Raw genomic sequence first — 18195 nt, forward strand, 5'->3', positions numbered from 1 at the left:
GTGAGCGACGGTTTGCCGGAGGGGGTTTCGGCGGAGACGCTGTCGGTCCGCGGCGGTATCGAGCGGTCGGGGTTCTTCGAGACCTCCGAGGGGCTCTACCTGACGAGCGGATACGTCTACGAGTCCGCCGAGGCCGCGGAGCGCGCCTTCACCGGCGAGGACGAGCGTTTCGTCTACTCGCGTTACGGCAATCCGACCGTGGAGATGTTCCAGGAACGGCTGCGTCTGATCGAGGGAGCCGAGGCGTGTTTTGCCACGGCCAGCGGGATGGCCGCGGTGTTCGTGTCGCTCGGTGCCCTGCTGAAAGCCGGTGACCGGCTGGTCTGTGCGCGCAGTCTTTTCGGGTCATGTTTTGTGGTGGCGAACGAGATCCTGCCGCGGTGGGGTGTGCACACCGACTTCGTCGACGGGGAGGACCTGTCGCAGTGGGAGCGGGCGCTTTCCACGCCCGCCGACGCGGTGTTCTTCGAGACTCCGTCGAATCCGATGCAGAGCCTCGTCGATGTGGCCAAGGTATCCGAACTGGCGCATGCGGCAGGGGCAAAGGTCGTGTTGGACAACGTATTCGCCACTCCGCTCCTGCAGAGCGGTCTGGAACTCGGGGCGGACGTCATCGTCTATTCGGGCACCAAACACATCGACGGGCAGGGCCGCGTGATGGGCGGCGCGGTGCTCGGGACCAAGGAATTTGTCGACGGTCCGGTGAAGATGCTGATGCGGCATACCGGTCCGGCGCTCTCCCCGTTCAATGCCTGGACCCTGCTCAAGGGGCTGGAGACAATGAAGCTGCGTGTCGACGCATCGGTCGCCGCGGCGTTGCGGATCGGTGAATTCCTCGAAGCCGATCCACGTGTGCGGTGGGTGAAGTATCCGTTCCTGAAGTCGCACCCACAGTACGAGCTGGCGACCGCGCAGATGTCCGGGGGCGGCACGGTGGTCACCTTCGAGCTCAACGACCGCGACGGCGTGGACGGCAAGGAGCGCGCCTTCGAGGTGCTCAACGCACTGCGCATCATCGACATCTCCAACAACCTCGGTGATTCCAAGTCGCTGATCACCCATCCGGCCACCACCACGCACCGTGCGATGGGGCCGGACGGGCGCGCGGCAATCGGGTTGAGCGACTCCGTGGTTCGGCTCTCGGTGGGCCTCGAGGGCATCGACGATCTGCTCGCGGATCTGGATCAGGCGCTGGGATAAGGGCGTTCATGGCGCCGTCGTTGTCGATCCGCCGTGCCACCGCCGCCGATGCTCCGGCCGTTGCGGGCGTGCACGTGCGGTCGTGGCAGCGCGGCTATCGCGGATTGCTGCCGGATGCCGAGCTGCGGGCGATGCGTCCGGCGGATCGGGTCGGCGACTACACCTTTGACGATGACCGTGGTCCGCACACGTGGGTCGCCGAGACGTCGGGCGGGATAGCCGGATTCGTGACGATCTGCGAGCTCGATGGTCATGCCGCGGTGATGGCGCTCTACGTCGACCCGGACCATTGGCGGACCGGGATCGGGTCGGCGCTGATGGATCGGGCGGAGTCGGAGATCGCCCGGCAGGGTTATCCGGTGGCCCGGTTGCATGTGCTCAAGGGCAATGAGCGAGCGATGGATTTCTACGCCGGCCGTGGATGGGCTCCGACCGGACGAGTGCGTTCCGGCGACGTCTGGGGTGTGCACGTCGACGAGGTCGAATACGAGAAGATCGGCTGAAAGGTCGGTTAGCTGCCGTCGACACCCAACGCCCGCAGCACCGTTCGTAATTTGGCGGTGGTCTCCGCGAGCTCGGCGTCGGGATCGGAGTCGGCGACGATGCCGCCGCCGGCCCAGGTGCGAAAGGATCGTCCGTCGGAGTCGATCTCGAGGCAGCGGATGGTGACCATCCATTCGCCGTCACCGTGGGCGTCGGCCCAGCCGACGGCGCCTGCATAATTTCCGCGCGGCTCCTCGTGGTCGCGAATGAACTGTGCCGCAACATCTGTCGGCGTTCCGCACACCGCGGGAGTGGGACTCAGGGCGAGGGCGAGTTCCAGCGCGTTGAGATCGGGATCGGTCAGGTGCGCCCGGATCGGGGTGGCCAGATGCCACATCTCTCCGGTCGACAACAGTTGTGGGGCATCCGGAATGGTGATCTCGTCGCAAAGCGGCGCGAGTCGTCGGCGCAGATGGTCGACCACGAAGGCATGCTCGCGGTGGTCCTTGCCGGATGCGGCCAGCTTCTCGCGGGCCTCGCGGTCGGCGACCGGATCGGGGAACCGGGGCGCCGACCCAGCATACGGCCGGCACGTCACCTCGCGACCGGCCTTGCGTAGCAACAACTCCGGGCTCGCACCGAGTAACCAGCCCGGTCCGGTGTCGACGGCGAAGGCATTGTGTTCACTGTTGCCATGGGCCAGTGCATCCAGCAGTCCGGTCACCTCGGCCGGGGAATCGAGCACTGCCCGAACGGTTCTCGCGAGCACCACTTTGTCGAGGTCGCCTGCAGTGATGGCGGCGACTGCGCGCCGCACGCGGTCGCGGTGGGTGGCGGCGTCGGGGATCTCGGTGAACCGGTCGAGTGTGTGCCGGGCCGGCGAGCGGCCGGCCAGGGGCGGCAGATCTCGTCGTAACCGGCGGGGGACCATCAACGCGGAGGTGCCGGCGGGATCGAACGGCAGGGCACCGACGACGGTGTCGGCGCGGCCGGTCCGCAGGTCGTCGATGGCCGCGTCGACCTCGGTGAAGCGCCGGATGATGCCCTCGGCGCGCACCGTCCCGTGGGGGCGGGAGAGGACGAAAGGCGCCTGCGCCGGGTTGTCGACGCTTTCCGGGTCACCGCTCACCAACCCAACCTAGCGCCCACATCGCGGCGACTTCGGCCCACGGTGAGTGAAAATTGACACCCCGACGCGAGATGGGCCACTCTGGACGTCAGGTCATGAGTGCCAGTGACAAGCCCCGGCTCGCTGGTCGGCAACCCTCCTCCACGGTGGGGTGCTCCGGGTGACGACCGGGCTGTGTTCCAACCGGACACGGCAAGCGTGGATTTCCGAGGAGTTCTTTCGATGACTGCTGTCGTGCGCACCGCACCCGTTCTGTCCGATACCGTTTTCGCCAATCTTGCGGCCTGTACCGAACCGCTGGCGGCGGTCGTCGGCGCCGACGAGAAGGCGCCGCTGGCCGGCGGTGGCGAGATCGCCTACGCCAACCTCGACTACGCCGCCAGTGCACCCGCGCTGGTCGCCGTCGCCGAGTCGGTGTCGGCGGCCCTACACCAGTACGCGAGCGTTCACCGCGGCGCCGGCCATCTGTCGCAGGTCACCACCCGGCGCTATGAGCAGTGCCGAGAGACGGTGCGGCGCTTCGTTCGTGGGCGTTCCGATGACACCGTCGTCTTCACGCGCAACACCACCGATGCGATCAATCTGGCCGCTCACTGCACACCCGGCGACGTCGTCGTCCTCGATATCGAACACCACGCGAACCTGCTGCCATGGCTGTCACGGGACGCCGGTTCGGCGCGCATCGTGACCGCGCGGCCCAGCATCGAGGACACTCTCACCGCGCTCGAGTGCGAGCTCGCCGCGGCCCCCACATCGCTGTTGGCGGTGACCGCCGCATCCAACGTCACGGGAGAGGTGCTGCCGGTCGGGCGGCTCGCCGCGATCGCCCACCGCCACGGTGCGCGCATCCTCGTCGACGCCGCGCAACTCGTCGCCCACCGCCCGGTGTCGGTGGTCAGCCACGGCATCGACTACCTGGTGTTCTCCGGCCACAAGCTCTACGCCCCGTTCGGGGCGGGTGTGCTCATCGGCCGCTCCGACTGGCTCGACGACGCCGATCCCTACCTCGCGGGCGGCGGGGCGTCGGCGCAGGTGAGTGTGGTCGACGGCCCCGACGAGAACTGCGCGGCGACCGCCTGGCACACCGGTGCTGCCCGGCACGAGGCCGGATCGCCGAATGTGTTGGGCGCCATCGCGATCGCCGCTGCGTGTGACGCCATCGCCGACATCGGCATCGAGTCGATCGGAGCGCACGAACACGAACTGCGCCGCCGCCTCGACGACGGGCTCGCCGCAGTCGACGGGGTCCGCACCCTGCAGGTCTTCGACGACGTGACCGATCGTGTCGGGATCGCCGGGTTCAGTGTTGCCGGACATACCCCGCGTGCGGTCGCGGAATACCTCAGCGCAGAACACGGGATCGGCGTGCGCGACGGCAAATTCTGCGCGCATCCGGTACTCAACCGCCTCGGACTCCCCGGCGGCGCGATCCGCGCCAGCTTCGGCCTGGGAACCGGCTCGTCCGACATCGACCGCCTCACCGGCGCCCTGCGGCAACTGGCCGCCACGCAACCGACCTCCACCCGACCGACCTCCACGCAACCGACCTCCACGCAACCGAGCGCGACGACACCCCCAGGAGCCCCGGCATGAGCATCGAACTCGACCGCATCAGCATCGGGCGTCCGCCGCTGCACGTGGCGATCCTCGGCGACGAGCCCGCCGACGCGGCACCCATCGTCGTGCGCCGACCCACGCTGCGTGACGCGCAGCGCGCCCGTTCGGTGCTGCGATCGGGCACCCGCGACACTGCCGGCTTCTCGGTCGCGCTCGAAGTGGAGGTGGCGATCGCACCGAGTGCCGCCTCGGCCCGCGCGGCGGTCGCCGGCATCCCGGACGAACTCGACGGCGGCACGGTCCGCTACGTCGGCACGCCGAGCGGTCTGGTCACCTTGATCCGCGACATCTACGCCGCCGAGGTCGCCGACGCGGTGATCCTGGTGCCGCTCGACGGATCGGCCACCGACAACCGGCTGCGTCAGCTGGTGCTGCCGTCGTTCGCGCCGCGCCGCGCGGCCTGAGCGACCGAAACAGATGAACCCCGGTTGTCCGAATGGACGCCGGGGTTCATCTGTGGAAGTTCTCCGCTGTCCCCGGGTGAGGCGAACCAACATGTGCCCAGGGCAAGCGCTAGACGGTGTACGTGTTCTCGGCTCTCGATGCAATGACGATGGCGCAGGTCAAGGCGGTGCGCAGCACAATCAGCCAGGCGCGAACGTCCACGTACGACAACGCGGTGACCTCAGTCGATTCGGCAGGGGAAGCGCGCACGCGCAGGGCACTGAAGCTGTAACTCTGGAACGCAGAAGTTGCCGGGGCATTCCTTTTGCCACTGCATCTGTGCGAAGTGTCAATTCGCAACGCGGTGTCGGACGCGATTGCCGCTCACTACGGAAGGCGCTGGCCTTGGTCTCAAGGTTTTGAACGGTCGTTGCCCGCAGACGCCCGTGGCCGGTACAACCCACGAACTGACCTGGCAAATGCTCGTCGGGACACATCGTCGACAGGGAAAGTCATCCCTGAGGTGAAGTTCGTGTTCTGGCAGAAGGTGTTCACCAGCCGCTACGATGCCGTCATCTGGGACTCGCAGATCGCAACCGTCCTGCCCGGCGACAACGTCAACCGGGGTAGTACGGCGAGACTCCGAGCTCGCGTGTATAGCGACCTTGACCGTATCCGATTGCTTCGCAACCGCATTGCTCATCACGAACCGATCATCTCTCGCGACCTTGCGGCGGACTTGGCCGCGATCAAGGACCTTGTTCAACTGCGCTGCACCCACACAGCGCATCTACTCGAAGAAGCAGAGAGTGTCACGGCGCTGCTGCCTCAGCGGCCTCTCTGAATCGGCATCTGGATGGTGGGCCGTATGAGCTGCGTTACCGGACGGTGCCGTTCCCGCACGGGGCCTCACCATTGGCCTCGGCATGCCAACAGGTCACCGAGAGCCCGCTTTCGCAGGCACCGGATGGTCCTACGCCTCCCCGCGCTCCCATTGTTCGACCAGTTCGGTCTGCGATTCCTCGGTGAGCACCCCGTACAGCCGGAGTCGGGCCATCCCGCCGTCGGGATAGACGTCGACGCGCGCCTCGGTCATCGGGCGGTCGGCGTCGATGACGAAGCGGTGGCGGGTGTCGGGCTGTAAGTCGGTGCGCCCCAACACCTCGAACCACTCGCCGTCCTCGCCGTCGCGTCCGTGGATCGTCGCGGCGCCGGGCGCATTGCCGAGGAAGTAGCTGGTGTCGAGTTCGACGAGACTGACCAGTCCCTGCCCGGCCAGCCGAACCTGCACCCAGTCGTTGCCGTCGTCGCGGCGGCGGGAGGTCTCCCAGCCCTCGCCCATGTTCCGGGCGCGGCCGGGCATCAGCAGGTTGTTGGGGGAGCTGTAGAACATGTTGGAACAGGCGGTGATCAGTCCGCCGTTCTCCAGTGCCGCGAGATCGAAGTGGCCGTACCGGAAGAAGTGCGGATTGGGCACGCCGCGGCCGTGCACGCGGAAGCGGGCGATGCCGCCGTCGGGATGCATCGTCAACCGCACATGGGTGAAACGATCCTTCGCATCGACCCGGAACGGGTTGCGGGTGTCGCCCTCGACGGGGCTCTTCTCGACGATGGTGACCCACTCGGTGTCGGTGAGCAGCTCGTCGACGGAGACGACGCCCTCCTTGGCGGCGGCCTCCACCGAGATGAACGGCGGATAGTTGCCCGTGAACCATGCGGTGTCGACGACGACGCCGTAGATGACCCCGGGTGCGCCGAGCCGGACGATTGCCTGATCGACACCTGGTTTGCGCCGCCGCCGCGATTCCCACCCGTCGTAGATCTGTCCTTTGTGCCCGAAGGTTGCCGGCTGATACTGCGCCGGCGTCGTCTTGATGAGGTTCTGTGCCTCGGCGAACAGGTCGTCGTTGGTCCACACCACGGCACCGCCGAGGTCGCGTAAGGCCAGGTCAGGCATCGAAGTGAAGTGCGGGCGGTTACCCGAGGGCGTCGGTGGGGGTGCTGGGGTCACGAGTGTCGATCCTAATGCGAGTTGCGACGGCATCTGAGGTGAGCGCATACTTGCGGCCGCCAACTAGGTGTGTGTCGCAACTAGTTGTCGCTCGCACGGAATCGGTAGCAACTCTGGAATCGGGAATCGTCATGCTCAACGACCGCGACGTCGATCAGCTCTTCGACACGCTCGCGCGGTACGTACGTCTACGCGACCGGGCGGTGCACACGACTTTCCGAACCGTCGACGGCGAATTCGAGACGGCTGCCTTCAAGGGCCTGTTCCACCTGGCACGGCAACCGATGCGTTCGCGTGAGCTGGCAGCCGAGCTCAACACCGACCCGTCGACGGTCAGCCGGCACGTGTCGCAGCTCGTCGAACTCGGGCTGATCCGCCGCGAAGCCGATCCGCACGACGGCCGCGCCACGCTGCTGGTGATCACCGGCACCGGACGCGAACGCGTCGAGGCGATGCGCTCGGGACGTCGTACCGCCCTGAACTCCGCGCTCAGTGAGTGGCGGGGTGAGGAGCTTGCGACGCTGCTGAGCCTTCTCACCCGCTTCGTCGATGCCGCCGAAACCCTGGTCCCGCCCGCCTGCGAACGTCGAACCCCGGACCCGGCGCCGCCGGGATCGGGGTTGGATTCGCCCGTCACTGGAGAACCTCACCCCTAGGACCTCTCCCCCCGAGAGATCCCGCCAGAGAACCCGACCAATCGATCCGCCCAGAGAATTCGTTCCGCCACTACCATCCCGAGGACTTCATGAGCAACGAGAACGCGGCCGCATCGTCGGCGTCACCACCGGTCGAGCAGGCCGGAGCCGGGCTCTCGCACCGGCAGATCCTGACGGTGCTCGCCGGGCTGATGCTCGGGATGTTCCTCGCCGCGCTCGATCAGACGATCGTCTCCACCGCGATCCGCACCATCGCCGACGACCTGCATGGTTACGACATGCAGGCGTGGGTCACCACCGCCTACCTGGTGACCTCGACGATCGTCACGCCGCTGTACGGCAAGCTCTCCGATCTCTACGGACGCAAACCGTTCTTCCTCGTGGCCATCACGATCTTCGTGGTCGGCTCGCTGCTGTGCAGCATGGCGACCTCGATGTACATGCTCGCCGGCTTCCGCGCCCTGCAGGGACTCGGTGCGGGCGGGCTGTTCACCTTGGCGCTGACCACGATCGGCGACATCGTGCCACCCCGCGAACGCGCCAAGTACCAGGGCTACTTCCTGGCCGTGTTCGGCACCTCGAGCGTCCTGGGCCCGGTGCTCGGTGGCCTGCTCGCCGGACAGACGACGATCCTGTGGGTGTCCGGCTGGCGTTGGGTGTTCCTGGTGAACGTCCCGATCGGCATCATCGCGCTGGTCGTCGTCTACTTCGTGCTCAACTACGAGCAGAACAAGTCCACCGGAACCCGCACCGACTACTGGGGTGCGACCGCACTTGCCGTCACCGTGGCGCCGCTGCTGGTGGTCGCCGAGCAGGGACGCGTCTGGGGATGGTTCTCGACGAAGTCGATCGTCTGCTACATGATCGGCGTCGTCGGTCTGGCCGCGTTCATCTGGATCGAGAAGAAGATGGGCGAGGATGCGCTGATCCCGCTGCGGGTCTTCAAGAACCGGGTCTTCGCGCAAGGTGTCGCCATCTCGGTCATCGTGGGTGCGGTGATGTTCGGCGGAATCTCGATGCTGCCGCAGTACTTTCAGGTCCTGCGTGGTTCGAGCCCGATGATCGCCGGGCTGCAGATGCTGCCGATGGTGCTCGGCCTGATGACCGGCTCGATATTGTCGGGTCAGCTGATCTCGCGGACCGGAAAGTACAAGATCTTCACGATCATCGGGTCGGTGCTCATCACCGTCGCGACCTTCCTGCTGCACTATCTGAGCGTCACGATGCCGGTGTGGGTGGTGATGGTCCTCGCCGCGCTGCTCGGCTTCGGGCTCGGCAACCTGATGCAGCCGATCACCTTGGCGATGCAGAACATCCTGCCGCCCAAGGACATGGGGCTCTCGACGGGTACGGCGACGTTCTTCCGGCAGATCGGTGCGACTCTCGGTGTGGCCGTGTTCTTTTCGGTGCTGTTCTCGCTGATGGGCCCGAACATCAAAGACCAGATGGTCCAGGCCGCCGAGCAGCCGTCGTTCTCCGCGGGAGTCATCGAGGCCGCCCAGAGCAGCGATCCGCAGGTCCGTGCGTTCGGTCAGTCGCTGATCGCGGCCAAGGAGCATCCCGGGCAGGCCGGGTCGGGATCGTCGGACAGCGTCATGAGCGACACATCGGTGATCGCCAAACTGCCCGACCAACTCTCACGGCCCATCATGACCGGCTTCGCCGACTCGATGGACCGGGTGTTCCTGTCCGTCTCGATCGTGTCGCTGCTGGTGCTCATCGGTACCGTCACCTGGCCGCAGCTGCCGCTGCGTACCGGACGCCCGGCCGGTCCGGCCAAGGAGCCCGCGACGACCTGACCCGCGGCCGGCCGAGGTCACCGCACCGACGACGACGGCGCCCGTCCCCTACGTGGGGCGGGCGCCGTCGGTCTTAGGTGATCAGCAGCTATGTGATCAGCCGCGCGAGGGCTCGGCGGCGTCGTGCGGGTGTTGCTTCAGGCGGTCGATGGCCTCCTGGGCGACCTTCTCGCCCTCGGCCTTGTCGACCCAGCCGCCCGGGGTGACCTCCTTGCCGGGCTCGAGATCCTTGTAGTGCTCGAAGAAGTGGGAGATCGCGCTCTTCTCGAAATCCGAGACGTCACCGATGTCCTGGATGTGATCCCAGCGGACGTCGCCGGCCGGCACGCACAGCAACTTGTCGTCGCCGCCGGCCTCGTCGGTCATGGTGTACATGCCGACGATCCGCGCGCGAACGATGACGCCGGGATAGACCGACTCCGGAAGCAGGACAAGCGCATCGAGCGGGTCGCCGTCCTCGCCGAGCGTGTTGTCGACGAAGCCGTAGTCGGCGGGGTAGCCGAAAGCGGTGTACAGATACCGGTCGAGGTAGATCTTCCCGGTCTCGTGGTCCACCTCGTACTTGTTGCGGCTTCCCTTGGGGATCTCGATGGTCACATCGAATTCCACGCTTCCTCCTTGATCATGGCAGTGTCGTTGGGGTGACGGCAGCCGATGATGCCCGATGCGCCGGATGGTGCGATCGTGGCATCGTGCGAGTCGGCGGCGCGAATCGCCTCAACGATACTGTTAGGGCCGCACGAAGGATTGTCGAGACCCGGAGGTTGTGTGGGTGCACATCACGGAAATGCTCCCGTGAAGCGACCAGGAACGCGTCGTCGACGCCTCATCTGGTCGCTGATCTCGGTGATCCTCGTCGCCGCCATCGCGGTCGGTGGCGTGTTCACCTACCGGCAGCTGACCGAGCCGGACCCGCTGCCGCCCGGAACCCCGGGCCGGCCGGCGCCGATCGCGTTCACCCCGGTGATCAACCCGGTCTCGGCGAACGCGCCGGAGCCGACGGCACCCGGGATCACCAAGGCCATCGTGCAGTCGCTCAAATCACCCGCGTTGGGCACGCTGACCGGCCAGATCAGTGACTCGCTGACCGGCACGGTGCTGTGGTCGCAAGGCGCCGAGCGGCCGCGCACACCGGCGTCGAACGCCAAGATCCTCACCGCATCGGCCGTCCTGCTGGCGTTGCCGCACGATCAGCGCCTCACCACCAGCGTGCTGGCCGGACCCGGCGGGCAGGTCATCCTCAAGGGCGCAGGCGACCCGACGCTGACCGCGCAGCCGCCCGGCGTCGAATCCTTCTACACCGATCCGGGCCGTATCTCGGCGCTCGCCGACCAGATCAAACGCGCCGGCATCGATCCCACCTCGGTGGCGGTGGATCTGAGCGCCTACTCGGGTCCGACGATGGACCCCACGTGGTCACGCGGGGATATCGCCGGCGGCGACATCGCACCGATGGAATCGCTGATGGTCGACGGCGCGCGCATCAAACCGCTCGACGAGTACTCGCCGCGCGTCGACGATCCGGGCGTCACCGCCGGGCAGGCCCTCGCCCGCGCGCTGGGCGTGTCCACCGACGTGACCGAACAGACCGCACCGGCCGGAGCGCGCACCGTCGCGCAGGTGACCTCGGCGCCGCTGGTCACCCGCGTCGACGACATGATGCGCTTCTCCGACAACGTCGAGGCCGAGGCGCTGTCCATCGAACTCGCCCGCTCGCAGGGGGAGCCGGCGACTCTCGCGGGCGGTGCCCAGGCGGTGCTGAAGGTGCTGAACGCCAACGGTTTTCCCACCGCGGGCGCCAAGCTCCAGGATTCGTCGGGACTGTCCTATGGCAACCTGGTCCCGGCATCGTTGCTGGACACGTTGATGGGTGCGGCCAGCGGACCGATCGGCTCCGACTCGCCGGCGCAGGCCCACGCCGCGAAGATGCGTCCGATGCTCGACGGACTGCCGATCGCCGGCGGCACCGGCACCCTGGCCGATCGCTTCGATGCGCGCACCAACCCGGGTGCGGGCTGGGTGCGCGCCAAAACCGGAACTCTGACCGGGGTCAGTTCGTTGACGGGCATAGTCCAAACCGTCGATGGGCGGGTGCTGTCGTTCGCGTTGATGTCGGGGGGAACCTCTCCCGCCGACGCGCGGCCGGCGCTCGACGCCATCCCCGGTGATCTGAGGGAGTGTGGATGTCGATAGACGACGAGACCGCGAACACGCTGGAGTCGGCCGCGCTGGAGTCGGTCGGGGCGAAGATCGACTGGGGACTGGCCGCGACGGTGGGCAAGAAACTCTCCCGTCCCGGCCCGAAGATGACCGACTACACCCGGATGGCCGCGCGCACCGAACTGGCCGACGCCGCGGTGCGGGCCGAGGGACCGGTTCGGGAGGTCACCGGCCTGGCCGACGGGCTCGCGGTGCCCGCGGCACGGGTCCTCGAACGAGACGAGTGGATCGACGCCTCCGGCGAATCGATGCGCGCCATGCTATCCGGGGGTGCCACCGAGGAGTCGCCCGGTCTGTCCGGCCGGATCGGCGGCCTGCAGGCGTCGGGACTGCTCGCCTTTCTCTCGACCGCGATCCTCGGCCAGTACGACCCGTTCTCGCCGCCGGCCGATTCCCCCGCTGGCCCCGGCTCAGCTGCCCCTGACCCCGCTGCCCCCGGCTCGTCTGTCACCGACCCCGGCGTCCTGATGCTGGTGCTGCCGAACATCGTCGGCGTCGAGCGTGCCCTGCGGGTGGTGCCGTCGGATTTCCGGCTGTGGGTGTGTCTGCACGAGGTCACCCACCGTGTGCAGTTCTCGGCGAATCCCTGGCTGCGCCAGTACATGCTCGACAACATCGAGGTCCTCACCTCCGATGCCGGTGAGTCGGTGTCGGACGTCGCTGCGCGCCTCACCGGTGCGCTGCGCGGTGGCAAGCCGCGCGAGAAGGGCATCATCGGCGCGATGCAATTGCTGCAGACGCCCGAACAGTACGACGCGTTCAACCGGATGCTGATGCTGGGCACCCTGCTCGAGGGCCACGCCGACCACGTGATGGACGCGGTCGGCCCGGCCCAGGTGCCGACGGTCGCGTCGATCCGTGAGGCGTTCGACCGCCGCCGAACCGGCCCGCGAAACCCGGTGCAGCGCATCATCCGTGCCCTCATCGGCATGGATGCCAAACTGGCGCAATACATTCGGGGCAAGGCGTTCGTCGACGAGGTGGTCGCGACGGTGGGGATGGCACGATTCAACACCATCTGGACCTCGCCGGAGACGATGCCGCGGCCCGACGAGATCGACGAACCGGCGCGATGGATAGCGCGGGTGCTCTGACCCGGGCGGTCGAGAGGTTCGTCGCTGAACACCTCGACGGTGCCCGTCGGGTGTGCGTGGGGTTGTCCGGTGGTCCGGATTCGCTTGCGCTCACCGCGGCGACGTTGCGTGCCGGTCTCGAGGTCCGGGCCCTCGTCGTCGATCACCGGCTGCAGCACGGATCGGCGCATGTCGCCGACGCCGCCGCCCGGGCCGCCACCGCGCTCGGCGCGCGGGCCGAGGTCCTCGAGGTGAGCGTCGGTACCGCCGGCGGAATGGAGGCGGCCGCCCGCGACGCGCGCTACACCGCACTGGGCGCCGCCCGCGACGGAGCGCCGGTGCTGCTCGGCCACACCATGGACGATCAGGCCGAAACCGTGCTGCTGGGCCTGGCCCGCGGGTCGGGCGGGCGGTCGATCGCCGGCATGCGCGCGTGGTCGCCGCCGTGGGGGCGGCCCTTCTTGGGCATCCGGCGCGCCCAGACCGTCGCCACCTGCACCGAACTCGGGCTGGCCCCGCACGCCGACGCGCACAACCGCGATCCCCGGTTCACCCGGGTCCGGCTGCGTTCGGAGGTGCTGCCGCTGCTCGACGACGTCCTGCGTGGCGGGTCCGTCGAGGCACTGGCCCGCACCGCCGACGCCCTGCGTGCCGACAACGACGCGCTCGACGCAATCGCCGACGAGCACTACCGCCGGACGGTCACCGATGCGGGCCTCGACATCGGCGCGGTCACCGGACTCGCGGTGGCACTGCGCACCCGCGTGTTGCGTCGCTGGCTCGTCGACCTCGGCGCCACCGAGCCGACGAGCCGGGTCATCGGCGCCGTCGACGCGCTGCTCACCGGCCGGGCCGGGGGCCAGGTGGCGATCGGCGGCGATCCAAGCCACCGGCTGGTCGTGGAATCAACCGGTACGACGCTGGTCGTCGCCGCCGTCGCGCGCTGACAGCGGCGGCCTGCTCGCCACCTCATGGGAGCCGGTGGGTGTCATCCGAGCGCAGCAAACCCGGCCTCGGCGATGGTCTGATCCTGTTCCCCGGACCCGCCGCTCACCCCGATCCCGCCGACCACCACATCGTCCACGACGAGTGGGATACCTCCCGCGAAGATCACGACACGATCGTCGTTGGTGGTGTGGATGCCGTAGAACTGCTGTCCTGGTTGCGAATTGGCCCGCAGCTCTTTGGTGGAGATGTTGAACGCACGCGCCGTCCAGGCCTTGTTGATGGAGATCTCGACACTGCCGATCCACGCCCCGTCCTGCCGGATGTGCGTGATCAGGTTGCCCCCGGCGTCGACGATCTTGCGGGCACGGCTGTTCGGCGGCCGCCTGCCGTCCCGATTCCCTCGCAGGTCGCCGCCGTCGCGCGCCGACACCGCGCGGGCCGGATCAGTTGGCTGGTGCGGTGAACGGTGCGTTGATCGTCTGGAAGTACTGGATGGCAGCGACGATCAGGACGCCACCGCCACCGGCGATGGTCCCGGCCACTCCACCCAGCGAGGCGCCGAGCGGGATCCCGGGTAGGCAGCCGAGACCGGCGAGCGGGAGCCCGAGGAGGCAGCCGGCCACGCCGCCGATCACCGCACCGATCGCGGTGCCGACCAGCGTGGAGATCGTCAATCCCGCGGCGAGCTGCTGGTTGAAACGCGCGAGCGCGGCATCATCGCGTTCTTGGCGGGTTTTCGGGCCGGCCGATTGTGTCGCCGATTGTGCGGCCGGGGTGCGAACCGGATCGACCGATCGCGGATTCACCGGTACCGACTCGTCGACGTCTCGCACCGGCGTGAGGATCACCGACTTGTCCGCTATTTGGGCACGAATGGGGAATTGTCGATATTCGAGACGATAAGTCAGCGGCAACCGGAATACGACAGTGCCGTCGGCATCGACCACGGCGAGGTCGTCGCCGCGGCGCTCCACGGTCCCGTTGTCCACCGACAGGTGTACCTGTCCTGGTGTGGTGGAGACGGCGTAGCGCACCGGCGTCGGTGGCGCGGCCTCGGCGACGCTCCCATGTATGAGCGGGGCGAAGAGGACCGACACCGTCACAGCCGCAGTCAGCAGCCGGAACAACCGTTTTCGGGTGGGGGCCGACGAGACGGTGGTGATAAGACCGGGACGGTGCGGCAAATCGGACATGACGTGTGTTTCTGAGATGGGGGAGTCGGCGGCTTCGGCCGCGCGGGAAACGGTCTCCGATGGTGCTTTGCGTACGTTCGTCGCCGATCATTACCGAGAGCCGGAGAGAATGACGGATAAATCGAAGAGGAGTGACAATTGTGGCATCTTGTTATTCACCTGAGACGATTCGTCATGGAAATCCGCCAAGAATGGCAGGTATTAATACGGCAGCTGTATTCGTGAGCGTCATCGCGACACGGGCGGGTACGTCCGGGCCCCGTGTGATGGGTCACTCGCGGTCGGCATGACAAGCTAGAGCCCGTGGCGAACGAGATCGAACACCATTACGGCGATGACATCGAGGCGGTGCTGATCACCGAGGAGCAGATCCGCGAACGCACGGTCGAGCTGGCCGAGTCGGTCGCCGCGCGTTATCAGGACCTCGACGAGGACCTCGTCCTCATCGGCGTGCTGAAGGGCGCGATCATGTTCATGACCGACTTTGCGCGGGCGCTGCCGATTCCCTCGCAGATGGAGTTCATGGCGGTGTCGAGCTACGGCTCGGCGACCTCGTCGTCGGGTGTGGTCCGCATCCTCAAGGACCTCGACCGCGACATCGCCGGCCGGGACGTGCTGATCGTCGAGGACATCATCGATTCCGGGCTCACGTTGTCCTGGCTGATGAAGAATCTCGCGACCCGCTCGCCGCGGTCGTTGTCGGTGTGCACGCTGCTGCGCAAACCCGAGGCCGTTCGCTCGCCGGTCGACGTCGCCGACGTCGGCTTCGACATCCCCAACGAATTCGTCGTCGGTTACGGCCTCGACTACGCCGAGCGGTACCGCGACCTGCCGTTCATCGGCCGGCTGCGGCCGAGTGTGTACCAGCAATGAGTTCGGCCACCGGTTCACGGGTCCGGCGGGATTCCGCCCGTAGGGGAACGGTTTTACCTGCGTGATCGTTGACCGGTAGCCTTATCTCAACGACCGCCATCGGGCCCGGGCCCACGGCGATCACGAACCGATGGGAAGGACCAACGGGACCGGCCGGCTGACAACAGCATCGGCCGAACCTTCACTGGCATGAATCGCAAGACAGTCTTCCGCAACCTCGCCATCGTGGCGGTCATCGTGCTCGCCTTCTGGGGCTGGAGCGTATGGCGCGACAACGGTCGCGACTACACGGCCGTGGACACCTCGGTCGCGTTGACGCAGCTCAACACCAAGAACACCAAGTCCATCCAGATCGATGACCGCGAGCAACAGCTGCGCATCGAGACCAAGTCGCCGGTCAAGGTCGGTGGCGACGAGCTGACCAAGATCAGCACGAAGTATCCCGCCGCCGCGAGCGAGGAGATCTTCAACGACGTCAAGGCCACCGGCACGCAGTACCAGACCAACGTCAACCAGCAGTCGGTGTTCTGGCAGATCATGATCTTCCTGCTGCCGATGCTGCTGTTGTTCGGCCTGTTCTTCTTCGTCATGAGCCGGATGCAGGGCGGTGGTCGCGGCGGCGTGATGGGCTTCGGCAAATCTCGCGCCAAACAGCTCACCAAGGACATGCCCAAGACGACCTTCGCCGACGTCGCGGGCGCCGACGAGGCAGTCGAAGAGCTGTACGAGATCAAGGACTTCCTGCAGAACCCGGCGCGGTATCAGGCGCTCGGCGCCAAGATCCCCAAGGGCGTGCTGCTCTACGGTCCGCCCGGAACGGGTAAGACACTGCTGGCGCGCGCGGTGGCCGGCGAGGCCGGGGTGCCGTTCTTCACGATCTCCGGATCGGACTTCGTCGAGATGTTCGTCGGTGTCGGCGCGTCCCGGGTGCGTGACCTGTTCGAACAGGCCAAGAACAACAGTCCCTGCATCATCTTCGTCGACGAGATCGATGCCGTCGGACGCCAGCGTGGCGCAGGTCTCGGCGGCGGTCACGACGAGCGTGAGCAGACCCTCAACCAGTTGCTCGTCGAGATGGACGGCTTCGGTGACCGTCAGGGCGTCATCCTGATCGCCGCCACCAACCGGCCCGACATCCTCGACCCGGCGCTGCTGCGTCCCGGTCGTTTCGACCGCCAGATCCCGGTCGGCAACCCGGACATGGCCGGCCGCCGCGCGATCCTGCGCGTCCACGCCAAGGGCAAGCCGGTCGACGCCGACGCCGACCTCGACGGTCTGGCGAAGCGGACCCCGGGAATGTCGGGCGCCGACCTCGCCAACGTGGTCAACGAGTCCGCTTTGCTCGCCGCCCGCGAGAACAAGCACAGCATCACCGCGGAGATGCTCGAAGAGGCCGTCGACCGCGTGATCGGTGGGCCGCGTCGCAAGAGCCGCATCATCAGCGAACACGAGAAGAAGGTCGTCGCCTACCACGAGGGCGGCCACACACTCGCCGCCTGGGCGATGCCCGATCTCGACCCGATCTACAAGGTCACCATCCTCGCGCGCGGCCGCACCGGTGGACACGCCTTGGCCGTGCCCGAGCAGGACAAAGATCTGATGACCCGCTCGGAGATGATCGCGCGACTGGTCATGGCGATGGGCGGGCGAGCCGCGGAAGAGCTGGTCTTCCACGAGCCGACCACCGGCGCCTCCTCGGATATCGATCAGGCCACCAAGATCGCCCGCGCGATGGTCACCGAATACGGCATGAGCGCCAAGCTGGGCGCGGTCCGTTATGGACAAGAACAGGGCGACCCGTTCCTGGGCCGGTCGATGGGCAACCAGACCGACTATTCGGCCGAGGTCGCCGGCGAGATCGACGACGAGGTGCGCCGGCTCATCGAGGCCGCGCACACCGAGGCGTGGGCCATTCTGTCGGAATACCGCGACACCCTCGACGTGCTCGCCAGTGAGCTGCTCGACAAGGAGACGCTGACCCGCAAGGACCTGCAGAAGATCTTCTCGCAGGTCGAGAAGCGTCCGCGGATCACGGCCTTCAACGACTTCGGGGACCGCACGCCCAGCGACAAGCCGCCGGTCAAGACGCCGGGCGAGCTCGCCGTCGAGCGCGGTGAGCCGTGGCCGCCGGAACCGGCGAAGGTGCCCGAGCCGGTCGGTGCCGGTGGGGGACCGGGCGCGCCGACGTACCCGCCGCAGGCGGCGCCCGGATATCCGCCGCAGCAGGGGCAGTACCCGCCGCAGCAGAATCCCTATCCGCCCCAGTCTTATCCACCCCAGTCCTATCCACCCCCGCCCTATCCGCCGCAAGGCCCCCCGCAGTCGGGCCCCCAGGGTGCGACGTGGCCGGATTACGGTGCGCCCCGTGACTGGTCGGCGCCCGGGTGGCCGCCGCGCGAGCAGGGCCACGGTCCAGGTGGCGGCGAGCCCAACGGTGCGCAGGGCCGCAACGGCGCGCAGGGTCCTAATGGCGCATATGGCAACGGCGGCAACGGTTCTGCGCCCGGCACGCCCGGTCCGGGCCACCCGGGACGGCCCGACGAGTCGGGTAAAGACGCGAACGGCAACGGCGCCTGAACCGGGAGTGACTTCTGGCGATCGAAGGGACG

General features: G+C 67.5%; 17 protein-coding genes and 1 riboswitch. Of the genes, 12 read left to right on the plus strand and 5 right to left on the minus strand.

Annotated elements, in window-relative coordinates; genetic code table 11:
• Both ACPXB3_RS11305 and ACPXB3_RS11310 read left to right on the plus strand, forming a co-directional pair.
• Complete coding sequence (locus tag ACPXB3_RS11305; RefSeq protein WP_425727648.1) at nucleotides 1-1200, plus strand: O-succinylhomoserine sulfhydrylase; 1200 nt, start codon at nucleotides 1-3, stop codon at nucleotides 1198-1200.
• An 8-nt stretch (nucleotides 1201-1208) separates the two neighbouring features.
• Nucleotides 1209-1703 carry a GNAT family N-acetyltransferase gene (locus tag ACPXB3_RS11310; protein WP_425727649.1) on the plus strand — a complete coding sequence of 165 codons (495 nt, stop codon included), beginning with the start codon at nucleotides 1209-1211 and terminating at the stop codon, nucleotides 1701-1703.
• A gap of 8 nt (nucleotides 1704-1711) precedes the next feature.
• Here the strand turns inward: ACPXB3_RS11310 and ACPXB3_RS11315 are convergent, their stop codons facing one another.
• Nucleotides 1712-2812: an isochorismate synthase gene (locus tag ACPXB3_RS11315; protein ID WP_425705573.1), complete on the minus strand. Its 1101-nt coding sequence runs from the start codon at nucleotides 2810-2812 to the stop codon at nucleotides 1712-1714.
• A 91-nt stretch (nucleotides 2813-2903) separates the two neighbouring features.
• Nucleotides 2904-3017: riboswitch (SAM riboswitch) on the plus strand.
• Nucleotides 3018-3034: 17 nt separating this feature from the next.
• Between ACPXB3_RS11315 and ACPXB3_RS11320 the strand changes: the two genes are divergently transcribed.
• From ACPXB3_RS11320 to ACPXB3_RS11330, 3 genes are all read left to right on the plus strand, one after another.
• Nucleotides 3035-4405, plus strand: coding sequence for an aminotransferase class V-fold PLP-dependent enzyme (locus ACPXB3_RS11320; RefSeq protein ID WP_425727650.1), 1371 nt, complete (start codon nucleotides 3035-3037; stop codon nucleotides 4403-4405).
• Complete coding sequence (locus ACPXB3_RS11325; protein WP_425705571.1) at nucleotides 4402-4833, plus strand: hypothetical protein; 432 nt, start codon at nucleotides 4402-4404, stop codon at nucleotides 4831-4833. Before ACPXB3_RS11320 ends, ACPXB3_RS11325 begins: the two co-directional genes overlap by 4 nt.
• Before the next feature lie 512 nt (nucleotides 4834-5345).
• Entirely contained in the window at nucleotides 5346-5657 is a 312-nt protein-coding gene (locus ACPXB3_RS11330) for a hypothetical protein (protein ID WP_425727651.1), read from the plus strand.
• A 129-nt stretch (nucleotides 5658-5786) separates the two neighbouring features.
• Here the strand turns inward: ACPXB3_RS11330 and alc are convergent, their stop codons facing one another.
• The gene (gene alc, locus ACPXB3_RS11335) at nucleotides 5787-6770 is read right to left on the minus strand and encodes an allantoicase (RefSeq protein ID WP_425705569.1); all 984 of its coding nucleotides are present in this window, start codon (nucleotides 6768-6770) and stop codon (nucleotides 5787-5789) included.
• 185 nt (nucleotides 6771-6955) lie between these two features.
• On the opposite strand from alc, the gene ACPXB3_RS11340 reads away from it, so the two are divergent.
• Together ACPXB3_RS11340 and ACPXB3_RS11345 are read left to right on the plus strand one after the other, a co-directional pair.
• Nucleotides 6956-7480 (plus strand): MarR family winged helix-turn-helix transcriptional regulator, encoded by a 525-nt coding sequence (locus ACPXB3_RS11340; protein ID WP_425727652.1) that lies wholly within the window; start codon nucleotides 6956-6958, stop codon nucleotides 7478-7480.
• Between the two features lie 89 nt (nucleotides 7481-7569).
• A complete protein-coding gene (locus tag ACPXB3_RS11345; RefSeq protein ID WP_425706392.1) occupies nucleotides 7570-9279 on the plus strand; it encodes an MDR family MFS transporter in 1710 nt (569 codons plus the stop codon).
• A gap of 96 nt (nucleotides 9280-9375) precedes the next feature.
• Here ACPXB3_RS11345 and ACPXB3_RS11350 read toward each other — a convergent pair whose 3' ends face one another.
• The gene (locus tag ACPXB3_RS11350; RefSeq protein WP_425706393.1) at nucleotides 9376-9888 is read right to left on the minus strand and encodes an inorganic diphosphatase; all 513 of its coding nucleotides are present in this window, start codon (nucleotides 9886-9888) and stop codon (nucleotides 9376-9378) included.
• Nucleotides 9889-10047: 159 nt separating this feature from the next.
• Here ACPXB3_RS11350 and dacB point away from each other — a divergent pair, with 159 nt between their 5' ends.
• The 3 genes from dacB to tilS are packed head-to-tail and all read left to right on the plus strand — an operon-like array spanning nucleotide 10048 to nucleotide 13519.
• Nucleotides 10048-11472, plus strand: a complete 1425-nt coding sequence (gene dacB, locus ACPXB3_RS11355) for a D-alanyl-D-alanine carboxypeptidase/D-alanyl-D-alanine endopeptidase (RefSeq protein ID WP_425727653.1) — start codon at nucleotides 10048-10050, stop codon at nucleotides 11470-11472.
• Nucleotides 11463-12593 (plus strand): zinc-dependent metalloprotease, encoded by a 1131-nt coding sequence (locus ACPXB3_RS11360; protein WP_425727654.1) that lies wholly within the window; start codon nucleotides 11463-11465, stop codon nucleotides 12591-12593. Before dacB ends, ACPXB3_RS11360 begins: the two co-directional genes overlap by 10 nt.
• On the plus strand, nucleotides 12572-13519 hold the full coding sequence (tilS, locus tag ACPXB3_RS11365; RefSeq protein WP_425727655.1) for a tRNA lysidine(34) synthetase TilS: 948 nt from the start codon (nucleotides 12572-12574) through the stop codon (nucleotides 13517-13519). Before ACPXB3_RS11360 ends, tilS begins: the two co-directional genes overlap by 22 nt.
• 41 nt (nucleotides 13520-13560) lie before the next feature.
• Here the strand turns inward: tilS and ACPXB3_RS11370 are convergent, their stop codons facing one another.
• Together ACPXB3_RS11370 and ACPXB3_RS11375 are read right to left on the minus strand one after the other, a co-directional pair.
• Complete coding sequence (locus ACPXB3_RS11370) at nucleotides 13561-13950, minus strand: GlcG/HbpS family heme-binding protein (RefSeq protein ID WP_425706397.1); 390 nt, start codon at nucleotides 13948-13950, stop codon at nucleotides 13561-13563.
• Nucleotides 13951-13963: 13 nt separating this feature from the next.
• Nucleotides 13964-14713, minus strand: coding sequence for a glycine zipper family protein (locus ACPXB3_RS11375; protein ID WP_425706398.1), 750 nt, complete (start codon nucleotides 14711-14713; stop codon nucleotides 13964-13966).
• A 303-nt stretch (nucleotides 14714-15016) separates the two neighbouring features.
• On the opposite strand from ACPXB3_RS11375, the gene hpt reads away from it, so the two are divergent.
• Both hpt and ftsH read left to right on the plus strand, forming a co-directional pair.
• Complete coding sequence (gene hpt / locus ACPXB3_RS11380) at nucleotides 15017-15586, plus strand: hypoxanthine phosphoribosyltransferase (RefSeq protein ID WP_425706399.1); 570 nt, start codon at nucleotides 15017-15019, stop codon at nucleotides 15584-15586.
• Nucleotides 15587-15775: 189 nt separating this feature from the next.
• A complete protein-coding gene (gene ftsH / locus ACPXB3_RS11385) occupies nucleotides 15776-18163 on the plus strand; it encodes an ATP-dependent zinc metalloprotease FtsH (RefSeq protein WP_425706400.1) in 2388 nt (795 codons plus the stop codon).
• Nucleotides 18164-18195 lie beyond the last annotated feature (32 nt).

The organism is Gordonia sp. DT219 (assembly GCF_049847065.1).
GTDB lineage: Bacteria > Actinomycetota > Actinomycetes > Mycobacteriales > Mycobacteriaceae > Gordonia.